At 71.3% G+C, this 15832-nt stretch carries 21 protein-coding genes and 1 pseudogene; 5 read left to right on the forward strand and 17 right to left on the reverse strand.

The annotated features are described in order from the left end of the window. Positions 1-11: 11 nt before the first annotated feature. The 12 genes from ACZ4AA_RS09440 to ACZ4AA_RS09495 form a co-directional block, all read right to left on the reverse strand. The gene (locus ACZ4AA_RS09440) at positions 12-383 is read right to left on the reverse strand and encodes an ASCH domain-containing protein (protein ID WP_467598065.1); all 372 of its coding nucleotides are present in this window, start codon (positions 381-383) and stop codon (positions 12-14) included. Next, positions 380-1492, reverse strand: a complete 1113-nt coding sequence (locus ACZ4AA_RS09445) for a hypothetical protein (RefSeq protein ID WP_467598939.1) — start codon at positions 1490-1492, stop codon at positions 380-382. Before ACZ4AA_RS09445 ends, ACZ4AA_RS09440 begins: the two co-directional genes overlap by 4 nt. Before the next feature lie 249 nt (positions 1493-1741). Then, positions 1742-2224, reverse strand: a complete 483-nt coding sequence (locus ACZ4AA_RS09450; protein ID WP_467598067.1) for a DUF6415 family natural product biosynthesis protein — start codon at positions 2222-2224, stop codon at positions 1742-1744. Positions 2225-2397: 173 nt separating this feature from the next. After that, on the reverse strand, positions 2398-2607 hold the full coding sequence (locus ACZ4AA_RS09455) for a hypothetical protein (protein ID WP_467598070.1): 210 nt from the start codon (positions 2605-2607) through the stop codon (positions 2398-2400). Positions 2608-2686: 79 nt separating this feature from the next. Then, positions 2687-3874 (reverse strand): helix-turn-helix domain-containing protein, encoded by a 1188-nt coding sequence (locus tag ACZ4AA_RS09460; RefSeq protein ID WP_467598073.1) that lies wholly within the window; start codon positions 3872-3874, stop codon positions 2687-2689. A gap of 101 nt (positions 3875-3975) precedes the next feature. Continuing rightward, a complete protein-coding gene (locus ACZ4AA_RS09465) occupies positions 3976-4617 on the reverse strand; it encodes an HAD family hydrolase (protein WP_467598076.1) in 642 nt (213 codons plus the stop codon). A gap of 77 nt (positions 4618-4694) precedes the next feature. Next, entirely contained in the window at positions 4695-5372 is a 678-nt protein-coding gene (locus ACZ4AA_RS09470) for a collagen-like domain-containing protein (RefSeq protein WP_467598079.1), read from the reverse strand. An 8-nt stretch (positions 5373-5380) separates the two neighbouring features. Further along, positions 5381-5656, reverse strand: a complete 276-nt coding sequence (locus tag ACZ4AA_RS09475; RefSeq protein ID WP_467598082.1) for a hypothetical protein — start codon at positions 5654-5656, stop codon at positions 5381-5383. Positions 5657-5687: 31 nt separating this feature from the next. Beyond that, positions 5688-5894, reverse strand: a complete 207-nt coding sequence (locus ACZ4AA_RS09480; protein ID WP_467598085.1) for a hypothetical protein — start codon at positions 5892-5894, stop codon at positions 5688-5690. Between the two features lie 3 nt (positions 5895-5897). Next, positions 5898-6803, reverse strand: coding sequence for a glycoside hydrolase family 25 protein (locus ACZ4AA_RS09485; protein ID WP_467598089.1), 906 nt, complete (start codon positions 6801-6803; stop codon positions 5898-5900). Next, complete coding sequence (locus ACZ4AA_RS09490; protein WP_467598092.1) at positions 6800-7024, reverse strand: hypothetical protein; 225 nt, start codon at positions 7022-7024, stop codon at positions 6800-6802. Before ACZ4AA_RS09490 ends, ACZ4AA_RS09485 begins: the two co-directional genes overlap by 4 nt. After that, positions 7024-7320 (reverse strand): hypothetical protein, encoded by a 297-nt coding sequence (locus ACZ4AA_RS09495; protein ID WP_467598095.1) that lies wholly within the window; start codon positions 7318-7320, stop codon positions 7024-7026. The genes ACZ4AA_RS09490 and ACZ4AA_RS09495 overlap by 1 nt, the downstream gene beginning before the upstream one ends. Here ACZ4AA_RS09495 and ACZ4AA_RS09500 point away from each other — a divergent pair. Continuing rightward, positions 7286-7423: pseudogene (locus ACZ4AA_RS09500) on the forward strand (MFS transporter); the annotation flags it as partial. The gene ACZ4AA_RS09495 and the pseudogene ACZ4AA_RS09500 sit on opposite strands and share 35 nt — an antisense overlap. A 25-nt stretch (positions 7424-7448) precedes the next feature. Further along, on the forward strand, positions 7449-8213 hold the full coding sequence (locus ACZ4AA_RS09505) for a maleylpyruvate isomerase family mycothiol-dependent enzyme (protein ID WP_467598098.1): 765 nt from the start codon (positions 7449-7451) through the stop codon (positions 8211-8213). A gap of 59 nt (positions 8214-8272) precedes the next feature. Here ACZ4AA_RS09505 and ACZ4AA_RS09510 read toward each other — a convergent pair whose 3' ends face one another. Further along, positions 8273-8686, reverse strand: a complete 414-nt coding sequence (locus ACZ4AA_RS09510; protein WP_467598101.1) for a MarR family winged helix-turn-helix transcriptional regulator — start codon at positions 8684-8686, stop codon at positions 8273-8275. Positions 8687-8809: 123 nt separating this feature from the next. Between ACZ4AA_RS09510 and ACZ4AA_RS09515 the strand changes: the two genes are divergently transcribed. Further along, positions 8810-9142 carry a DUF6332 family protein gene (locus ACZ4AA_RS09515; RefSeq protein ID WP_467598104.1) on the forward strand — a complete coding sequence of 111 codons (333 nt, stop codon included), beginning with the start codon at positions 8810-8812 and terminating at the stop codon, positions 9140-9142. Here ACZ4AA_RS09515 and ACZ4AA_RS09520 read toward each other — a convergent pair. The 3 genes from ACZ4AA_RS09520 to ACZ4AA_RS09530 form a co-directional block, all read right to left on the reverse strand. Further along, positions 9103-9768 (reverse strand): response regulator transcription factor, encoded by a 666-nt coding sequence (locus ACZ4AA_RS09520; protein ID WP_467598107.1) that lies wholly within the window; start codon positions 9766-9768, stop codon positions 9103-9105. The two genes, ACZ4AA_RS09515 and ACZ4AA_RS09520, sit on opposite strands and share 40 nt — an antisense overlap. Beyond that, positions 9765-11000, reverse strand: a complete 1236-nt coding sequence (locus ACZ4AA_RS09525) for a histidine kinase (RefSeq protein WP_467598111.1) — start codon at positions 10998-11000, stop codon at positions 9765-9767. The genes ACZ4AA_RS09520 and ACZ4AA_RS09525 overlap by 4 nt, the downstream gene beginning before the upstream one ends. A gap of 324 nt (positions 11001-11324) precedes the next feature. Then, positions 11325-12050, reverse strand: a complete 726-nt coding sequence (locus ACZ4AA_RS09530; protein WP_467598114.1) for a TetR/AcrR family transcriptional regulator — start codon at positions 12048-12050, stop codon at positions 11325-11327. A 305-nt stretch (positions 12051-12355) separates the two neighbouring features. On the opposite strand from ACZ4AA_RS09530, the gene ACZ4AA_RS09535 reads away from it, so the two are divergent. Further along, positions 12356-12805: a nitroreductase family deazaflavin-dependent oxidoreductase gene (locus ACZ4AA_RS09535; protein ID WP_467598118.1), complete on the forward strand. Its 450-nt coding sequence runs from the start codon at positions 12356-12358 to the stop codon at positions 12803-12805. Positions 12806-12841: 36 nt separating this feature from the next. Here the strand turns inward: ACZ4AA_RS09535 and ACZ4AA_RS09540 are convergent, their stop codons facing one another. After that, positions 12842-14098 carry a geranylgeranyl reductase family protein gene (locus ACZ4AA_RS09540; RefSeq protein WP_467598122.1) on the reverse strand — a complete coding sequence of 419 codons (1257 nt, stop codon included), beginning with the start codon at positions 14096-14098 and terminating at the stop codon, positions 12842-12844. Positions 14099-14274: 176 nt separating this feature from the next. Between ACZ4AA_RS09540 and ACZ4AA_RS09545 the strand changes: the two genes are divergently transcribed. After that, positions 14275-15630 (forward strand): M20/M25/M40 family metallo-hydrolase, encoded by a 1356-nt coding sequence (locus ACZ4AA_RS09545; RefSeq protein ID WP_467598125.1) that lies wholly within the window; start codon positions 14275-14277, stop codon positions 15628-15630. Positions 15631-15832 lie beyond the last annotated feature (202 nt).

A 15832-nucleotide genomic window follows, 5' to 3' on the forward strand; every position in this document is an offset into this window, starting at 1 on the left:
GACGTGGTCGGTCAACTGGCCGACGCTGCGTCGCCGATCAGCGCCATCTCGATGGCGAGGGCACCGAGCGCCTCCTTCTCGGGTGGGTAGATCGCCCGGATGTTCGCGAGTTGCTGCTCGCGCGAGCTCGTCGGGTTCACGTTGGCCGGCCCCTCGCCATCGAGGAGCGCCTCGAAGTCGCTGTACGCGGCGACCCGCAGGACCCGCACGTCACACGTCTCCTCCGTACCCTTGATCCGAAACCGAATCAGGTCCCCAGCTGCCATATCAGCGAGATGCGGGTATCGAACTCTGACCTCGATCGTCTTCCGCCCGGCCACGACCAGCTCGAAGTACCTCCGATAGAGGTTCAGGCCGTGCCTGCGGGTGGTCATCTCTGTCATGGTGCGGGAACACTCCTCGTGGATGCGGTCATCAGGCGACCGAGCTCACCGGCTGAGTAGGAACGGAAGAAGTGACGCGGGTCTGCCAGAAGCACCTCGGCCATGTCGAGAAGACGGTCGACGTACTCAGACAGCGAGCCCGGCCACATCCTGGTGTCGAGCATCCACGGGGCGGACCCCTCGGGCAACGATGCACGACCCTCGCGGATAAGGCTCTTGCTCAGCTTGGCACCGGTATCCGTGACGACCTGCGGGCAGAACAACCGCGTGGGGAGCTGCGCCCCGACAAGCCCGATCGCAGTCAGGGCGTTGTCGACAAGTGTCGAGCCGAATACCCAGTCGCCGCCCTTGACCATGACGGACAGCCGGTCCAGGTCGGCGGCCGCGGCGAGCTCCTTGACGAGGTTTCGGTACAGCGTCGCGAGGTCCAGATAGCCGGCGCCGGACGCATCGATCCGGACCTCGTAGGGGCCGTGGTGCAGGCACATGGCGTGCACCACGGCGTGGTCCTGGCCCATGAGGACCTCGGTCCGCTGGGCGTACTTCTCGGCCCAGCCGCAGCCCTGTTCCGGGCAGGGAACCCTGACGTGCGGCACACCGTGCGCGGGGTCGAGCCACCAGCGGGCGGCTTCGATGCGCCCGTGTGCCCTTAACCAGGTCCTCCGGAAGTGCTCGGTCTGCTGTTGCTTGGAGTACATCTGCACCGTGTAAGGGATCCCCAGCTGCTCGGACAGGCAGTCGAACAACGGGCGATAGAGGGTCTCGACCTGCGCGGCCAGGGCGTCCTGACCGAGGGCGTGGGCGTACGCGCGCTGGTAGCGGTGACCCGACGCCGGATCCACGACAACCTCGTGAGGGGCATTGTCGAGAGCGCCGAAGGTGACTTCAACCGGGATACCGAAGCGGTCCCGTACACGCGCGGCCGCAGCGAACGAGAGGCTCTGGACGAGCGAGGTTCCCAGGTGCGGGACCCCGTTGATCTGCGTACCGACGACGAACGCGATCCGTGACGGTTCAGCGGCGCGGATCCGCGGCGCAAGGACATCCTCGGCAGCGCTGAGCGCGTTCGCGAGGACCGTGTTCGGTGAAACGGGATGTGGAGAAGGCATGTTGGCCTCCAAGCTGTGAAGAGGATGCGGCCCCGATCCACCGCGGGCCATCAACGGACAGGCCATCGGCAGCAGCCGGGACGTGCGCTAGTAGACCCGTCCCGCCGGGCTCTTCCGGAGACCACGACGGGACGGGCAGCCCTGCCTGACCGGGTCTTCCGAAGCGCCGGGCCGGCAGAGGTATGAGGTGCGCGGCCCTGACCCGAAACGGCCGCCATAGGACCCCGTGTGCCGGGGCGGGCGGCCGAACTAGCGGCGGGGGCGGGGCGCGTCGGCGCAGTCAGCGTGCACACGGGCGGTGATCGCGCCCCCGGAGTTGCTGACCTGATCCAGGGGCACGGCGTCGTCCAGGCGGCGGATCGGCCGGCCGCAGGCGACGCACATCACCTGGCCCGACAGGGTCTCGTAGTGGTCGCACAGTGCTGCCAGGGAGCGCGCGAGTTTCCGCGCGTACGCCACATCGGCGCCGGTCCCCATTCCGGCCTGGGCGCGGAGCTTGCCCCTGGCCTCGCCGACGCACGCCAGCGCGCAGTACCGGGGGACGTCGTCCCGGTGCAGGCGGCCGGCAAGCTGCTCGACCTCGGGGACCAGCAGGGTCATGTGCCCGCGCAACGCCAGGGTCAGCGTCGTCACGGCAGGCGGGTCTTGGGAGACCGGGAGCAGCAGGGCGATCGTCTGCCGCATCGTCACTACGTCGACGGGGCAGGCAGCTTGTGCGGTCTCGGCGTTCACGGGGCGACCCCGGTAAGGCTGACGCTGAGCATCCACTTCGTGGAGGCTTCTCGTCCGCCTCCAGACGCTCTACTCTCGGTCATGTCGACGCTCCCTCTCAGCTTCGAGCGTTGTCCGCCCCCCCGGGGCCGTTCGCGCGGCCGCCGGGGCTTGTCGTACGGGCGCGGTGGCGGTCACACCGCCACCGCAGTGATGACGCAGCCGCACGTCCGGATCGGCCACACACGGGAGCGGCCTTCGACGACGACGTGGCCTGCTGGGCGCAGGCGCTTGTGGACGGCCCCGCAGTAGAAGCAGGCCTCACCGTGCAGGCGGGCGATGCTCACGTCGCTACCGACGACCGTCGGCGCGACCGGGAGTGCGTCGTGCACTCCAATACCCATCTGCTGGCTCCTGCGCATGCAACAGATGGTGTGGCTGAGCGGGCGTCACAAGTACCCCACTCAGGGGTAGTACGAGGCGTCAGGTCGCGGCGCACCACTCGGCGAAGGCCGTCAGCGTCTCGGAATCGGCGCGCTTCAGGCGCCGCAGCGTGGCCGTGTCCTCCCGGACCCAGGGGTGGTCGCGGGTGTGCTGCGGGGCGATACGCCGCGCCACCTTGAGCGACTCGAAGGCGTCGTCGGCCAGGCCCGACCACAGCTGCGCGCGGCCGAGTTCGATGCAGAACCCGGAGCGCCGCTCGGCGGGAATTGCCGCGGGCGGCTTCCACTCGCGGGCGACGTCGAGGGCCTGGCCGACGCGGTCGCCGCCGAGACTCACGGCCACGGACACCTCGTGGATCCGTACAGAGTCGGGCCCGAACGCGGTGCCGTAGTAGATGTCCTCCTTCACGTGTTCGGCCAAGAGGCCTGCCTCACGCAGATGCGTCTGCGCGCTGTCCGCGTTGCGGGCCCGTCCCGCGATGACTGCGGCCCGCATGTGCAGTGCGCCGCGTGCCGCGAAACCGGCCGGTGCCGTCGGCGCCGGGGCGGCATCGAGGGCGAGTTCGAGGGCGCGCAGGCCCGCAGTATGGGCGTGGGCGGCGAAGAACGTCTCGGTACGGACGTAGGCGACGCTCGCGGTCAGCAGCGGGTCGGCGGCCTCGGGGCTGGCCCACCGCATGAGGTCGACCATGCGGGCCGACAGGTCGTGGGCGCCCAGCTTGTAGGCGGCTGCGTCCGCGGAGCGGTATGCGCTCACCAGGAGGGAGGCCAGCTCTCGCCTCTCGCTACCCTGGGCGCCGTGGTAGGCGCGGGCGAGTTCAGCGAGCAGGTCCGGGAGCCGTCGGGCGATCCGCGTGTACTGCGCTGCAAGCCGCCATTGCGCGGCCTCGCTCACCTCGGTCCGCAGCTCCTCGACGGGGCGTACGGGCCCGTCCTCGGGAACGTCGTACGCGGCGATGGCCGCAGAGAGGGCCGGCAGTGCATCCCGCGCCTGGGAGTTGGCCGGGCCGCGATCGCTGCGCAGGCGTCCGGGGTCGATGCCCAGGGCATCGGCGACGGCTTCGAGTGTCGCGTCCGTGACGCCGCGCTCTCCGCGCTCGATCTTGCGGATCGTGCCCAGAGCGACGCAGGCCGCGTCGGCGAGTTCCTGCTGGGTCAACTTGGGGCGTACGACGCTGCGGTAGTAGGCGATCCGCTTGCCTACCGCCCCGTCAGTAAATGCGGGCATACTGGCTCCAGTTCGGGCATCCACTCCGAACAGTACTGAGACAGAACCGTCTTGTGTACGCAAACGGCCCCACCTTGACCGGTGGGGCCGATTTGTTGCAATCAGCGCGCCACAATGCCGATCAGCTCGGCGAGGCTGTCGATGCGCCAGTCGGCAGCCGCAGCCACGTGCGGATCGGTGCCCCACAGATAGCCGAGCGGCCCCCGCCGCAGGTGCGCCGTCTTCAGCCCGGCCGCCTTGGCCGGGTAGATGTCGTTGGCCGGGTGATCGCCCACGTACAAGGTCCGGTACCCGGGGGCCTGCGCGACCTCAAGGACCCGCTCGAAGAACTCCGGCTGCGGCTTGGCGACACCCCACTCCTCCGAGGTGGCGATCACGTCGGCAGGGAGTTCGAGTGCGCGCAACAGCTGCCCCGCGGTGACGGACTGGTTGCCCGCGACGACGACCCGCACTCCGCTGTCACGGAGCGCTGTGAGCGTCGGTCTGACGTCGTCGTAGAGATCCGTCTCGTCGAGTTCCTCGCCGCGGCCGGCGGCGGCACGCGCACGGTACTCGGCGCCCACGTCGAGGCCCGGGCGGATCAGGCGGAGCGCCTCGGCGTTGTCGTGGCCCTGGGCCACGACGGCGCCGACGAGCGCGGACAGGGTGTGGTGGGGGATGCCGAGCCAGTCGGCCCACGATGCCCAGTACCTGTCGTCCCGGGTGATGGTCTCGCCGACGTCGAGTACAACGGTGTCAATCACGCTGCGGAGCCTACGACGCGCGTCCGGACATGCGAGAAGGCCCCCGCCGCCCGAAGGCGGCGGGGGCTCGTCGTAGGTCAGGCGTACTGGCGGCGCTGGGGGCCGAGCGCGATCGCGAGCGGCGTGCTGCTCGACGGAGTCGGGTCGGGTGCTCCGTCCCGGCGGCAGACCAGGGCGTCCGGATCGTACGAGGGCGCCTGGAGGCTGTAGCCGTCCGGGCACGTTTGTCCGTCGCGGCCGTCCGCTCCGTCGGTCCCGTCGGTCCCGTCCTTGCCGTCTGCGCCTGCGGGCCCGGCCGGTCCTTGCGGGCCCGCAGGTCCGGCGGCCCCAGGAGGGCCCGTGGGCCCGGTGGCTCCGGACGGACCGTTCGCCCCCGCCTGCCCGCTCGCGCCCGTCGGACCAGGCGCCCCGGACGGTCCCGGGCTGCCGGCGGAACCGTCTTTGCCTGCCGGCCCCGGAATCGGGACAGGTACCTCGGTCCGGGCGGGCAGGTTATCGACGGCGCGCGTCGGATCCGGCGCGACCGGCGTCTTCCCGGCCGCCTTCACCTGCTCGCGCAGCGCCCGTACGTCGCCGGCGCGTGTGCTCACCGCGGTGCCCCGCAGATCGGCCTCCTGGGCGACCTGCTGCCGGGCGTCGGCCTCGCGGTGGATGAGCAGGAGCGACAGGGCGACGCCTCCGCAGAGCACGAGGAGGGCGGCCGTGACCCAGAGCAGGTACCGGCCGCGGTACAACACGAGCTCGGTCCGGGTCACGGCGTGCCTCAGAGTGAGGTCACCAGCAGGCGCAGGCGCGCGATCTCCGCCTCGAGCCCGCCGACTCTCGCCTCCGCCGCCGTGGCGCGGGCCTCCGCGGTCCGCTCGTCGAGCTCCGCCTTGTCCCGCTCGGCGATCAGGCGCTGGGCCAGGTTGTCGTAGCCGGTCATCGCTGAGCCCTCCCGGGCCGCCCGGTTCGCGCCTCGCTGCCCGTAGGCCGCGGCCGCCGCCGCCACGGGTCCCGCGATCAGCGCGGCTACGGCCGTGACCATGGCGGCGTCCATGCCACCTCCAGGGCGCGCGCATCGGGCAGGGTCAGGCCTCCGTCGAGGGGCCGCTGGAGGGCGGGGGCGCCTGCCGGTTCGGTACGGCCCACGTGATGCCGAGCGCGCCGAGCACGGACAGGACCACGGTGGCGCCTTCGGTCGCGGTGACGGTCCCGTCGTTCAGGGCGGTGGCCAGCGAACCGGATCCGGCAACCACCGCGGCGACGATGGCCTTGGCGTAACGGGGCAACGTCACGGCTCATCCCTCCTTCGCCGGGCCGGACACGTCCACCGAGACGTGGACGACCGCTTCGGCGATGGCGCCCTCGACGGCGGTCACGACCGCCGCGGTGTCGACGCCGGACCCGACGAGGCCGGCGAGCTTCGTGATCGCCGCCGACATCCCCGCCGACAGCACCAGGATCTTGGCCGTGTTCTCGAAGGTGCCCGTCAGGTACGTCTGAGCGGTCCAGAACTTGTTGGTCTTGTTCTTCTCGGTCGACCCGGCCGGCAGTACGTCGTCCGTCTGCCAGACGCCCTTGGTCAGGTCCTTGCCGGTCATCCCCGCCATGGGGTCCTCCTCGATGAGACCGCGGGCCCAGGCGGCGAGCGCGGCCCGGGTAGGGAAGTTGGCGACGTCGTGATCGATGATTCCGGCCGTGCTGTGCTGGTGGAACGTCCACGCGTAGTCGATGCCGGGGTCGCCCGCCGGGCGGCCCGCAGTCGCGATCCAGAGGAAATCGCCGCAGTTTGACGTGGTGTCGACGTTCTTCCAGTAGTCGGTGTTGCAGTACATGCCGACCCGGTGCTGCGGCATGTTGCCCTTGACGTACTTCAGCCAGGCGTCCCGGTACGCCAACTGCCGAGCGCGCGGCACGGTCTTGTTGGCCGCGTCGTAGCCCTCCCAGTCCAGGACGATGATGTCCCCGGGCTGCCAGGCGACCTGTGCCAGGAAGTGATCGGCCTCGGCGATGGGGTCGTTGGCCATGTGCGGGTAGTGGTACGCCCCCCACACCAGGCCTCTGGCCTTCGCGTTTTGGCGCTGGTCCACCCACAGCGGGTTGGTGTACGACAGCCCCTCGGTGATCTTCGTGATGATGAAGTCGAGGCCTGCCGTGTCGGAGTCCCGCGTCTGGTACGCGGAGACGTCGATGCCCTTGATCATCCGGACACTCCCCGCTTCGGCAGCGCACCGCGGCCGGGTGCGCTGATGTTGAGGACCTTGCGGGCGATGGCCTCGGCGGCGACCTCCCACGCGGTCTGGATGGCCGGGGTCAGGTCCTCCCAGCAGGGCATGGGCAGGCCGCGGTAGTTCTTGCCGCCGGTGGCGCCGCCGTACGCGGCGTACGCGGCCTTCGCCAGCTCGGTGGGGTCATGGCGCGCCATCAGACACGCTCCGGCCACGCCCAGTGGAACGGGCCTTCACCGAGCGTCCGCGAGGTCGCCCAGTGGGAGTCGTTGCCGTCGAGGAACACCTGGAGGTTGACGGCCGATTCCGGCGTGTCGCCGAAGATGCGGACGATCATCGCGGGGCAGACATCGCCGGCCGCGGCATGGTTGCCGGTCTGCGAGGATTCGCCGCGACGCCGGCTGATGTCGTCGGCGTCGTGCTGACTGAGGGTGTAGTGGACGAGCCGGCCGATGGTGGGCCTGCTCCTCGGCCCGCCCGCGATCGGGTTCATGGCCGACTGGTACTCCCTGCCGACGGCACTCACCAGCGTCGCCGCCCTGGCCGCCGTGGCCGCCCTGATCGGATGCGCGACGCGACGCGCCGCCCTGGGCTGACGGGCCATCGGGCAGACTCGGTGGCATGGAGATTCGGGAATTCGTGGAAACGCTGGACCAGGAGGGCCGTTCACTGGCCTCGGCCGCCGAGAAGGCGGGCGTGGACGCCGAGGTCGCGACCTGCGCGGGCTGGCAGGTGAGGGATCTGGTCCGGCACACGGGCATGGTCCACCGTTGGGCCAGGGCGTTCGTCGCCGAGGGCCACACCTCGTACCACCCCGACGGCGGCCTGCCGGATCTGGACCACGACGCTCTGCTGACCTGGTTCCGCGACGGACACCGGCGCCTCGTGGACACACTGGCGGAGGCCTCGCCGGACGTGCGGTGCTGGAGCTTTCTGCCGGCGCCTTCGCCGCTCGCCTTCTGGGCACGCAGGCAGGCGCACGAGACCACCGTGCACCGGGTCGACGCCGAGTCGGCGCTCGGTGGCCAACCCACCACCGTCGCGCCGGACTTCGCGGCCGACGGGATCGACGAGCTGCTGCTCGGATTCCACGGACGCGACAGCAGCAGGGTCCGCACCGAGGCACCCCGGGTCCTGCGCGTGCGCGCCACGGACAGCCCGGACGCGGTGTGGACCGTACGGCTGTCGTCCGCGCCGCCGTCGAGCGGTCGCGGTGGGCAAGCGCACGCGGACACGAGTGAAACCGATTCCGTGGACTGCGAGTTGACGGGATCCGCCGAGGGGCTGTACCTGGCCCTGTGGAACCGCGCGCCGTTCCCCGACGTGTCGGGCGACGCCTCGCTCGCGACCCTGTGGCGGGAGAAGTCCGCGATCACCTGGAGCTGAGGAGCTCGTCCGGCCACGGGGACTCCGGGACGGCCGGCGGGCCCGACCGGAGAGCCCGGTCAGTCCCCGGACGTCCTCGGGCCGCCCGGCAGCATCCGGGCCAGGACCGCGCGCTGCAACGGCAGTACCTCGTCGTGCAGTTCGCGCCCCTCGGGGGTCACGCAGACACGCACACCCCGCCGGTCCTCGGCGCACATCCCGCGCGTCACGAGACCGTCCTTCTCCAGGCGTCCGATCAGCCGGGACAGGGCACTCTGACTGAGGTGGACCCGCTCGGAGATCTCCTGGACGCGGAAGCTGGGGCCGCCGTCCGCCGCGGTACCCGACGCGAGCAGGTCGAGCACCTCGAAGTCACTGGCTCCCAGGCCATGGGGATGCAGCTCGCGGTCGAGCTCGCAGAGGGTGCGGGCATGCACCGTCAGGATGTCGCGCCACTGGTCCACGAGCCCTCGCTCGGCATTCTCCGCCGCCATGCCCGCACCGTAGCAAAGACGACCATGGTGCCCATCGGCGCCGCGTGCGCCCTCGGACCTTCACGACGCGCGCTCCCGGCGGAGGTTCTTGCCCCTCCGGGCGCGCGGCTGTTGACTCGGACCATGAACAACAACGGTGAAAACAGCGACAGTTGCCGCGGCAGGATGGACGCGCACCCGCTCCACTCCCAGGCACGGCGGGACGCCGTCACCGTCGAGATCGGATACGCCCTGGCCAGCGCGGCGTTCGTCGCGGCGGTAGCCTTCGGGGTCGTCACCGGCCCCGCTCTCGTCCTCGACCTGCCCGCCGCCGTGGTGCACGCGCTCGTCACCGCCGGGGCCACCTCGGCCACGGCCCTCTTCGCGCTCCGCGTCGCCACCGTCCTGTACCGCTTCCGCCAGGCGCCCTCCGTGCCTCAGCCCAGCCAGCCGGGCCGCACCAGGCCCGACTCATAGGCGAGCACGACCAGTTGGGCACGGTCGCGGGCCCCGAGCTTCACCATCGTCCGGCTCACATGCGTCTTGGCCGTGAGCGGGCTGACGACCAGACGGCGGGCGATCTCGTCGTTCGAGAGCCCGATGCCGACGAGCGCCATCACCTCCCTTTCCCGCTCGGTGAGTTCACCGAGGGACGCGGCCGACTCGGGCACCTTGGAACGGGCCGCGAACTCGGAGATCAGCCGACGCGTCACCCCGGGCGACAGCAGGGCGTCGCCCGCGACCACCGCCCGTACCGCGCGCAGCAGTTCATCGGGCTCGGTGTCCTTGACCAGGAAGCCCGAGGCACCTGAGCGGATGGCCTCGAAGACGTACTCGTCGAGCTCGAACGTGGTCAGCATGACCACCTTCACGGCCCCGAGTTCCGCGTCGCCGGTGATACGGCGCGTGGCGGCGAGTCCGTCCAGCACGGGCATCCGGATGTCCATCAGGACGACGTCCGGGCGCAGTTCACGCACCGAACGCACCGCGCCCTCGCCGTCTGCGGCCTCCCCCGCCACCTCGATGTCCGGCTGCGCGTCGAGCAGCGCCTTGAAACCCGCCCTGACCAATGACTGGTCGTCGGCGAGCAGTACGCGGATCACCGGTTGTCCCCCTTGGCCTTCCACGGCAGTACGGCGAGCACCCGGAACCCTCCGTCCTCGCGCGGACCGGCCTCGATCGTGCCACCCAGCGCGGCCGCCCGCTCGCGCATCCCGGCGAGCCCGTTGCCGCTTCCGCCCGCGTCGGCGCCGGTGGCAGGACCGTCGTCGTCGATCCGCAGCCGCAGTACGCCGTGTTCGTACGCGAACCGCACCCGTGCCCGGCGCGAGCCCGAATGCCGTACGACATTGGTGAGCGCCTCCTGGACGATGCGGAACGCGGCGAGGTCCGTGCCGGGGGCCGTGGCCGGGGCCTCGCCCTCGATCTCGACCGTGAGACCGGCGCTCGCGGCCTGCTCGACCAGTTCGGGGAGCCGGTCGAGCCCGGGAGCGGGCGCGCGGGGCGCCTCCCCAGGTGCCCGCAGCGTGTCGAGGACCTGCCGGACCTCGCCGAGCGCCTCCTTGCTGGCCGCCTTGATGGTGGTCAGCGCCGTACGCGCCTGTTCGGGGTCGGAGTCGAGGAGCGCGAGCCCGACACCCGCCTGGACGTTGATCACCGAGATGCTGTGCGCCAGTACGTCGTGCAGTTCACGGGCGATCCGCAGCCGTTCCTCGTCGGCGCGGCGCCTGGCCGCCTGTGCGCGTTCGGCCCTTTCCCGGCTCCACTGCTCACGGCGTGCGCGCACCAGCTCCGACAGCGCCACGACCGCCACGACCCAGGCGGCGATGGCGATCTCCTGCGCCCAGGACGGAGAGTGGTCGCCGGCCGGGGGCAGCCGGCGGTACAGCCAGTGGGCGAGCAGGAGATGCCCCGCCCAGAGCAGTCCGACCGCCGTCCAGGCCGCCCTGCGGTGCCCGGCGAGCACGGCGCTGAAACAGGCCACCGCCACGGGGAGGAAAACCGGTCCGTACGGATAGCCCCCGGCCACATAGGCCAGGGCCACCGCGGACGTGCCGAACACGACGAACACGGGGTAGCGCTGCCGCCAGAGCAGCAGGGCGGAGCCCACCAGGAGCAGCGCCCGGGAGAAGGGGTCCAGAGCGAGCCGGTCGCCGTGCTGGGCGTGGGCCGCGAAGCCGGAGCCGACGAACACGAAGACGGTCAGCAGCAGCGTGGAACGCCACGGCCAGCGCGCCTGCCCCGCGTCGTTCCAGCGGTCCCACCCGGGCGGCCCCGGCCGCCACCGCGATGGGCCGCCCCACGCCGGCGCCGCGGGTGTGTGCTGCTCTTCCATGGCCGTCACGCTAGACGGCCACCCGCCGCGACGGCGTCCGCCGGGCGAGGTGATCACTCGTACTCCCCAGGGAGTACGCCACGGTCGGAGCCGGTCGGCGCCTGTCCGTGCCTGTCTGCGCCGGTCTGCGCCTGTCCGTGCCTGTCTGCGCCTGTCCGTGACGATCTACTCCGAGGAGGGCCCGGTGGCGGGACCGGCAGCGGGTTCGGGAGCCGTACCGGCAGCGGGTTCGGGAGCCGTACCGGCAGCGGGTTCGGGAGCCGTACCGGTGGCGGGTTCGGGAGCCGTACCGGTGGCGGGTTCGGGAGCGGGACCGGTGGTGGGTCAGGTGGCGGGTCCGGTGGCGCTCTCGCCCGGCTCCGGATAGACCAGCCCCACCTCGTGCGCGAGGCGTCCCACGGCGTGCAGGAAGAAGGCCCCGCGATCCTCCACGACCCGGTTGAACTGGCCGAACAGCTCGAACCCGATCAGCCCGTGGAGCTGCGCCCACGAGGCCACCAGCGTCACCACCACCTCGGGCGGCAGATCGGGGGCGAGATCGGCGGCCATCCGCCGCGCCTCGGTCCTCAGCCCGCCGGGCAACGGCGTACGGGCCACCCCCTTGCCTCGGTAGGCGTCCCGGACGATGCCGATCAGGAGCAGGGCGACCCGGGAGGCGGCCGGAACGGTCTCCTGCGGCGCGACGTACCCGGGGACGGGAGAGCCGTAGATGAGCGCGTATTCGTGCGGACGGTCAAGGGCCCAGCGGCGCGACGCCGTGCACACGGTGATCCAGCGCTCCCGGGGGCCGGCGGCGGCCACTCCGGCGTGCGCCGCCTCGGCCGCCTCGCCGAGGGAGTCGTAGGCGTCGATGATGAGCGCGGTCAGCAGGTCGTCTCGGCTGGGGAAGTAACGGTAGAGAGCGGAGGAGACCATCCCCAGTTCCCGGGCCACGGCCCGGAGCGACAGCTTGGCCGCGCCTTCCGCGGCGAGCTGTCTGCGCGCCTCGTCCTTGATGGCCGCCGTGACCTCGATCCTGGCTCGGGCACGTGCCCCTCGCGCGGTAGTCATACGGTGCAGTGTCCCACGCTTTCAGAGCAGTGCACACAAACGAGAGCACCGCTCTTGCTTTGGATCACCGATCCGGTGCAGACTCTTCTCGAGCGAGAGCAGTGCTCACGAAAGAGATCGCCGCTCTCACGGCAAGCTTCGCGGGACCGCACACCCAAGGTCTCGCGCGCACCACTAGCGGCACCGGCACCACCAGCTGCACCCAGCAGCGCACCAGCAGCACCCAGCAGCGCAGGCACCACACACGCCTTACGCACCAGACATCCCGCCCAGCTCACGCGTCTCACGCATCCCGAGAGGTAACCGTGTCCACTCACGTCCAGAAGCCCGGCTGGTTCACCGTCAACGTCTTCAACCGCGCCGTCGCCTGGATGACCAGGCGCGGTCTCAGTGTCTGGGGCTCCCGGGTGCTGGCCGTCCGCGGCCGCAAGAGCGGCGAGTGGCGGACGACGCCGGTCAACCTGCTCACCGTGGACGGGGAGCAGTACCTCGTCGCGCCCCGCGGCCATGTCCAGTGGACGCACAACATGCGGGCGGCCGGCGGGGGCGAGCTGCGCCTCGGCAAGAAGGTCGACGCCTTCACCGCCGTGGAGGTGACCGACGACGACAAGGTGCCGCTGCTGCGTGCCTACCTCAAGCGCTGGAAGGCCGAGGTCGGCGTGTTCTTCGGCGGCGTCGGCCCCGACTCGTCCGACGAGGAACTGCGGCGCATCGCTCCCGACCACCCGGTCTTCCGGATCACGGTCGAGAGCTGACGCCGGCGACGCCCTCCGGGCCGGTGGTGCTCCGCCTCAGTCCTCCGCCCCCTCCACCGGCTGGGGACGGCGGTCGAGGGCGGTCAGGGCACGCCCGACCGCCGGGTGGTTCCGGATGATCTCCGCGAGCGTGGTGGAACCGCGGGTGATCCCGGCGAACGCCTTCCACACCGGGCGCAGGCCGGTGAGGCCGGCGTGGAACATGCCGGGGCGCCGTTCGAAGGCCGCGAGCAGACGCTTGCCGACGCTCATCTCGACGCCGAGCCCCGCCTTGATCGCGAAGGCGTAGTTCAGTGCCTGCCGCCGGGCGTCGACCGCGTCGTGCGCCTCGGCGATCCGCACCGCCCACTCGCCAGCGAGCCGACCGGAGCGCAGCGCGAAGGAGATGCCCTCACGGGTCCAGGGTTCGAGCAGTCCCGCCGCGTCGCCGCAGACGAGGACCCGGCCGCGCGACAGCGGCGAGTCGTCGGCGCGGCAGCGCGTCAAGTGGCCCGAGGAGATGGACGGTTCGAAGCCGGCGAGGCCGAGCCGGGCGATGAAGTCCTCCAAGTACCGCTTGGTGGCGGCGCCTTCGCCGCGCGCGGAGATCACGCCGACGGTGAGGGTGTCACCCTTGGGGAAGACCCATCCGTAACTGCCGGGCATGGGGCCCCAGTCGATGAGGACACGGCCGCGCCAGTCCTCGGCGACCGTCTCCGGCACCGGGATCTCGGCTTCCAGACCGAGATCGACCTGGTCGAGCTTCACGCCGACATGCGCTCCTATGCGGCTGGCGCTGCCGTCGGCGCCGACCACGGCCCGCGCGAGGACGGTCTCGCCGCCCTGGAGGACCACGGCGACGGTGCGCCGGTCCGGTACCGCCGAACCGTGCTGCTCGACGCGCGAGACCGTGGCGCCCGTACGCAGTTCGGCGCCCGCCTTCTGCGCGAACTCGACGAGCTGCTGGTCGAACTCCGGGCGGTTGATCAGCCCGAACAGCATGTGCCGGGACCGGCGCGTGCGGGCGAACCTCCCGTCCATCGAGAAGGTGACCGCGTTCACCCGGTCCCTGAACGGAAGTTCGAAGCCCGGGGGCAGCGCGTCGCGGGAGGGGCCGATGATGCCGCCGCCGCATGTCTTGTAGCGGGGCAGTTCGGCTTTCTCCAGCAGCAGGACGCTGCGTCCCGCGACCGCTGCCGCGTACGCGGCCGATGCGCCCGCCGGCCCCGCGCCGACGACCACGACGTCCCACACCTGCTGTTCGTCGTCCGCCACACGTCGCTCGTCGTCCGCCGAAGGGTTCTCGCTGCTCACGTTGGTCTACTGCTCCCAGTCCAGCCGTCTGCCGCACCTGTCCCCCGCATCCTACGGCGGGCGTCGCCGCAGGCCGCTGTGGGAGGATCTGCAACGGATGCGTCCTGTACACCAGTCCGCATCACTCGATCATCTGTACACAGAAGTACAACGTCGCACCTACAAGGAGCGTGCCCATGTCGTCGAATCCGGTCGCCGAGACCGTCGCCTCGCTCATGCCCCGGGCGAAGGCGGAACTCACCGAGCTGGTGGCTTTCAAGTCGGTGGCGGACTTCGACCAGTATCCGCGGAGCGAGAGCGAGGGCGCCGCGAACTGGATCGCGGACGCGCTGCGCTCCGAGGGCTTCGAGGACGTGGCCCTGCTCGACACCCCCGACGGCACGCAGTCCGTGTACGGCTTCCTGCCGGGCCCCGAGGGCGCGAAGACGGTCCTGCTGTACGCGCACTACGACGTGCAGCCGCCGCTGGACGAAGCGGCCTGGACGACTCCGCCGTTCGAGTTGGTGGAGCGCGATGGCCGTTGGTACGGACGTGGCAGCGCCGACTGCAAGGGCGGTGTCGTGATGCATCTGCTCGCGCTGCGCGCCCTGAAGGCGAACGGCGGCGTCCCGGTGCACGTCAAGGTCATCGTCGAGGGCTCGGAGGAGCAGGGCACCGGCGGTCTCGAACGGTACGCCGAGGCGCACCCCGAGCTGCTGACCGCCGACACCATCGTCATCGGCGACGCGGGCAACTTCCGCGCGGGTCTGCCGACGGTCACCGCGACCCTGCGCGGGATGACCCTCGTACGGGTGCAGGTGGACACCCTCGAAGGGAACCTGCACTCCGGACAGTTCGGCGGTGCCGCGCCCGACGCGCTGGCCGCGCTGATCCGCGTCCTGGACTCGCTGCGGGCCAAGGACGGTTCGACGACCGTGGACGGCCTGGCGGGCGAGGCCGCGTGGGACGGCCTCCAGTACGAGGAGCAGGCGTTCCGTGAGGACGCCAAGGTGCTCGACGGGGTGGAGCTCATCGGTTCCGGCACGGTCGCCGACCGGGTGTGGGCGCGTCCGGCCGTCACGGTGCTCGGGATCGACTGTCCGCCGGTCGTCGGCGCCACGCCGTCGGTGCAGGCGGGCGCCCGCGCCCTGATCAGCCTGCGGGTGCCGCCGGGCGTCGACGCGGTCGAGGCGACGAAGCTGCTGGAGGCGCACATCGAGGCGCACACGCCGTGGGGCGCGCGGGTGAGCACCGAACGCATCGGCCAGGGCCAGGCGTTCCGCGCCGACACCACCAGCCCCGCGTACGCGTCGATGGCCGAGGCCATGGCGATCGCCTACCCGGGCCAGGAGATGCAGTCGGCGGGCATGGGCGGCTCGATCCCGCTGTGCAACACGCTGGCCTCGCTGTACCCGGAGACGGAGATCCTGCTCATCGGCCTGAGCGAGCCGGAGGCGCAGATCCACGCGGTGAACGAGAGCGTCTCGCCGGACGAGCTGGAGCGGCTGTCGGTCGCCGAGGCGCTGTTCCTGCGGAACTACGCGGCGAGCTGACCGTTCCTGGCACAGGCCCCGTCCCCGTATGACCGACGGTCGCCGTCTCCGGACGGCGACCGTCACCGTCTCGGGATCGGCTACCGGCGCCGTCTTCGTCTCGGTATCCGGACGTGGCCGGGGCCCGCGCTCGATGGCGCGGGCCCCCGCCCCCGCCGGTTGTAGGACGCGCTTGGATCGGAAACGTGCGGTTGTGGAAACC

The sequence above is a fragment of the Streptomyces sp. NPDC024698 genome (assembly GCF_055559015.1).

Bases quoted from the DNA above. Each gene is read 5' to 3' on its own strand.
- ACZ4AA_RS09515 (WP_467598104.1), top strand. From the start codon at position 8,810: ATGAACAACAACGGTGAAAACAGCGACAGTTGCCGCGGCAGGATGGAC.
- ACZ4AA_RS09545 (WP_467598125.1), top strand. From the start codon at position 14,275: ATGTCGTCGAATCCGGTCGCCGAGACCGTCGCCTCGCTCATGCCCCGG.
- ACZ4AA_RS09475 (WP_467598082.1), bottom strand. From the start codon at position 5,656: ATGGACGCCGCCATGGTCACGGCCGTAGCCGCGCTGATCGCGGGACCC.
- ACZ4AA_RS09530 (WP_467598114.1), bottom strand. From the start codon at position 12,050: ATGACTACCGCGCGAGGGGCACGTGCCCGAGCCAGGATCGAGGTCACG.
- ACZ4AA_RS09460 (WP_467598073.1), bottom strand. From the start codon at position 3,874: ATGCCCGCATTTACTGACGGGGCGGTAGGCAAGCGGATCGCCTACTAC.
- ACZ4AA_RS09510 (WP_467598101.1), bottom strand. From the start codon at position 8,686: ATGGCGGCGGAGAATGCCGAGCGAGGGCTCGTGGACCAGTGGCGCGAC.
- ACZ4AA_RS09485 (WP_467598089.1), bottom strand. From the start codon at position 6,803: ATGATCAAGGGCATCGACGTCTCCGCGTACCAGACGCGGGACTCCGAC.
- ACZ4AA_RS09490 (WP_467598092.1), bottom strand. From the start codon at position 7,024: ATGGCGCGCCATGACCCCACCGAGCTGGCGAAGGCCGCGTACGCCGCG.
- ACZ4AA_RS09495 (WP_467598095.1), bottom strand. From the start codon at position 7,320: ATGAACCCGATCGCGGGCGGGCCGAGGAGCAGGCCCACCATCGGCCGG.
- ACZ4AA_RS09505 (WP_467598098.1), top strand. From the start codon at position 7,449: ATGGAGATTCGGGAATTCGTGGAAACGCTGGACCAGGAGGGCCGTTCA.
- ACZ4AA_RS09440 (WP_467598065.1), bottom strand. From the start codon at position 383: ATGACAGAGATGACCACCCGCAGGCACGGCCTGAACCTCTATCGGAGG.
- ACZ4AA_RS09445 (WP_467598939.1), bottom strand. From the start codon at position 1,492: ATGCCTTCTCCACATCCCGTTTCACCGAACACGGTCCTCGCGAACGCG.
- ACZ4AA_RS09455 (WP_467598070.1), bottom strand. From the start codon at position 2,607: ATGGGTATTGGAGTGCACGACGCACTCCCGGTCGCGCCGACGGTCGTC.
- ACZ4AA_RS09525 (WP_467598111.1), bottom strand. From the start codon at position 11,000: ATGGAAGAGCAGCACACACCCGCGGCGCCGGCGTGGGGCGGCCCATCG.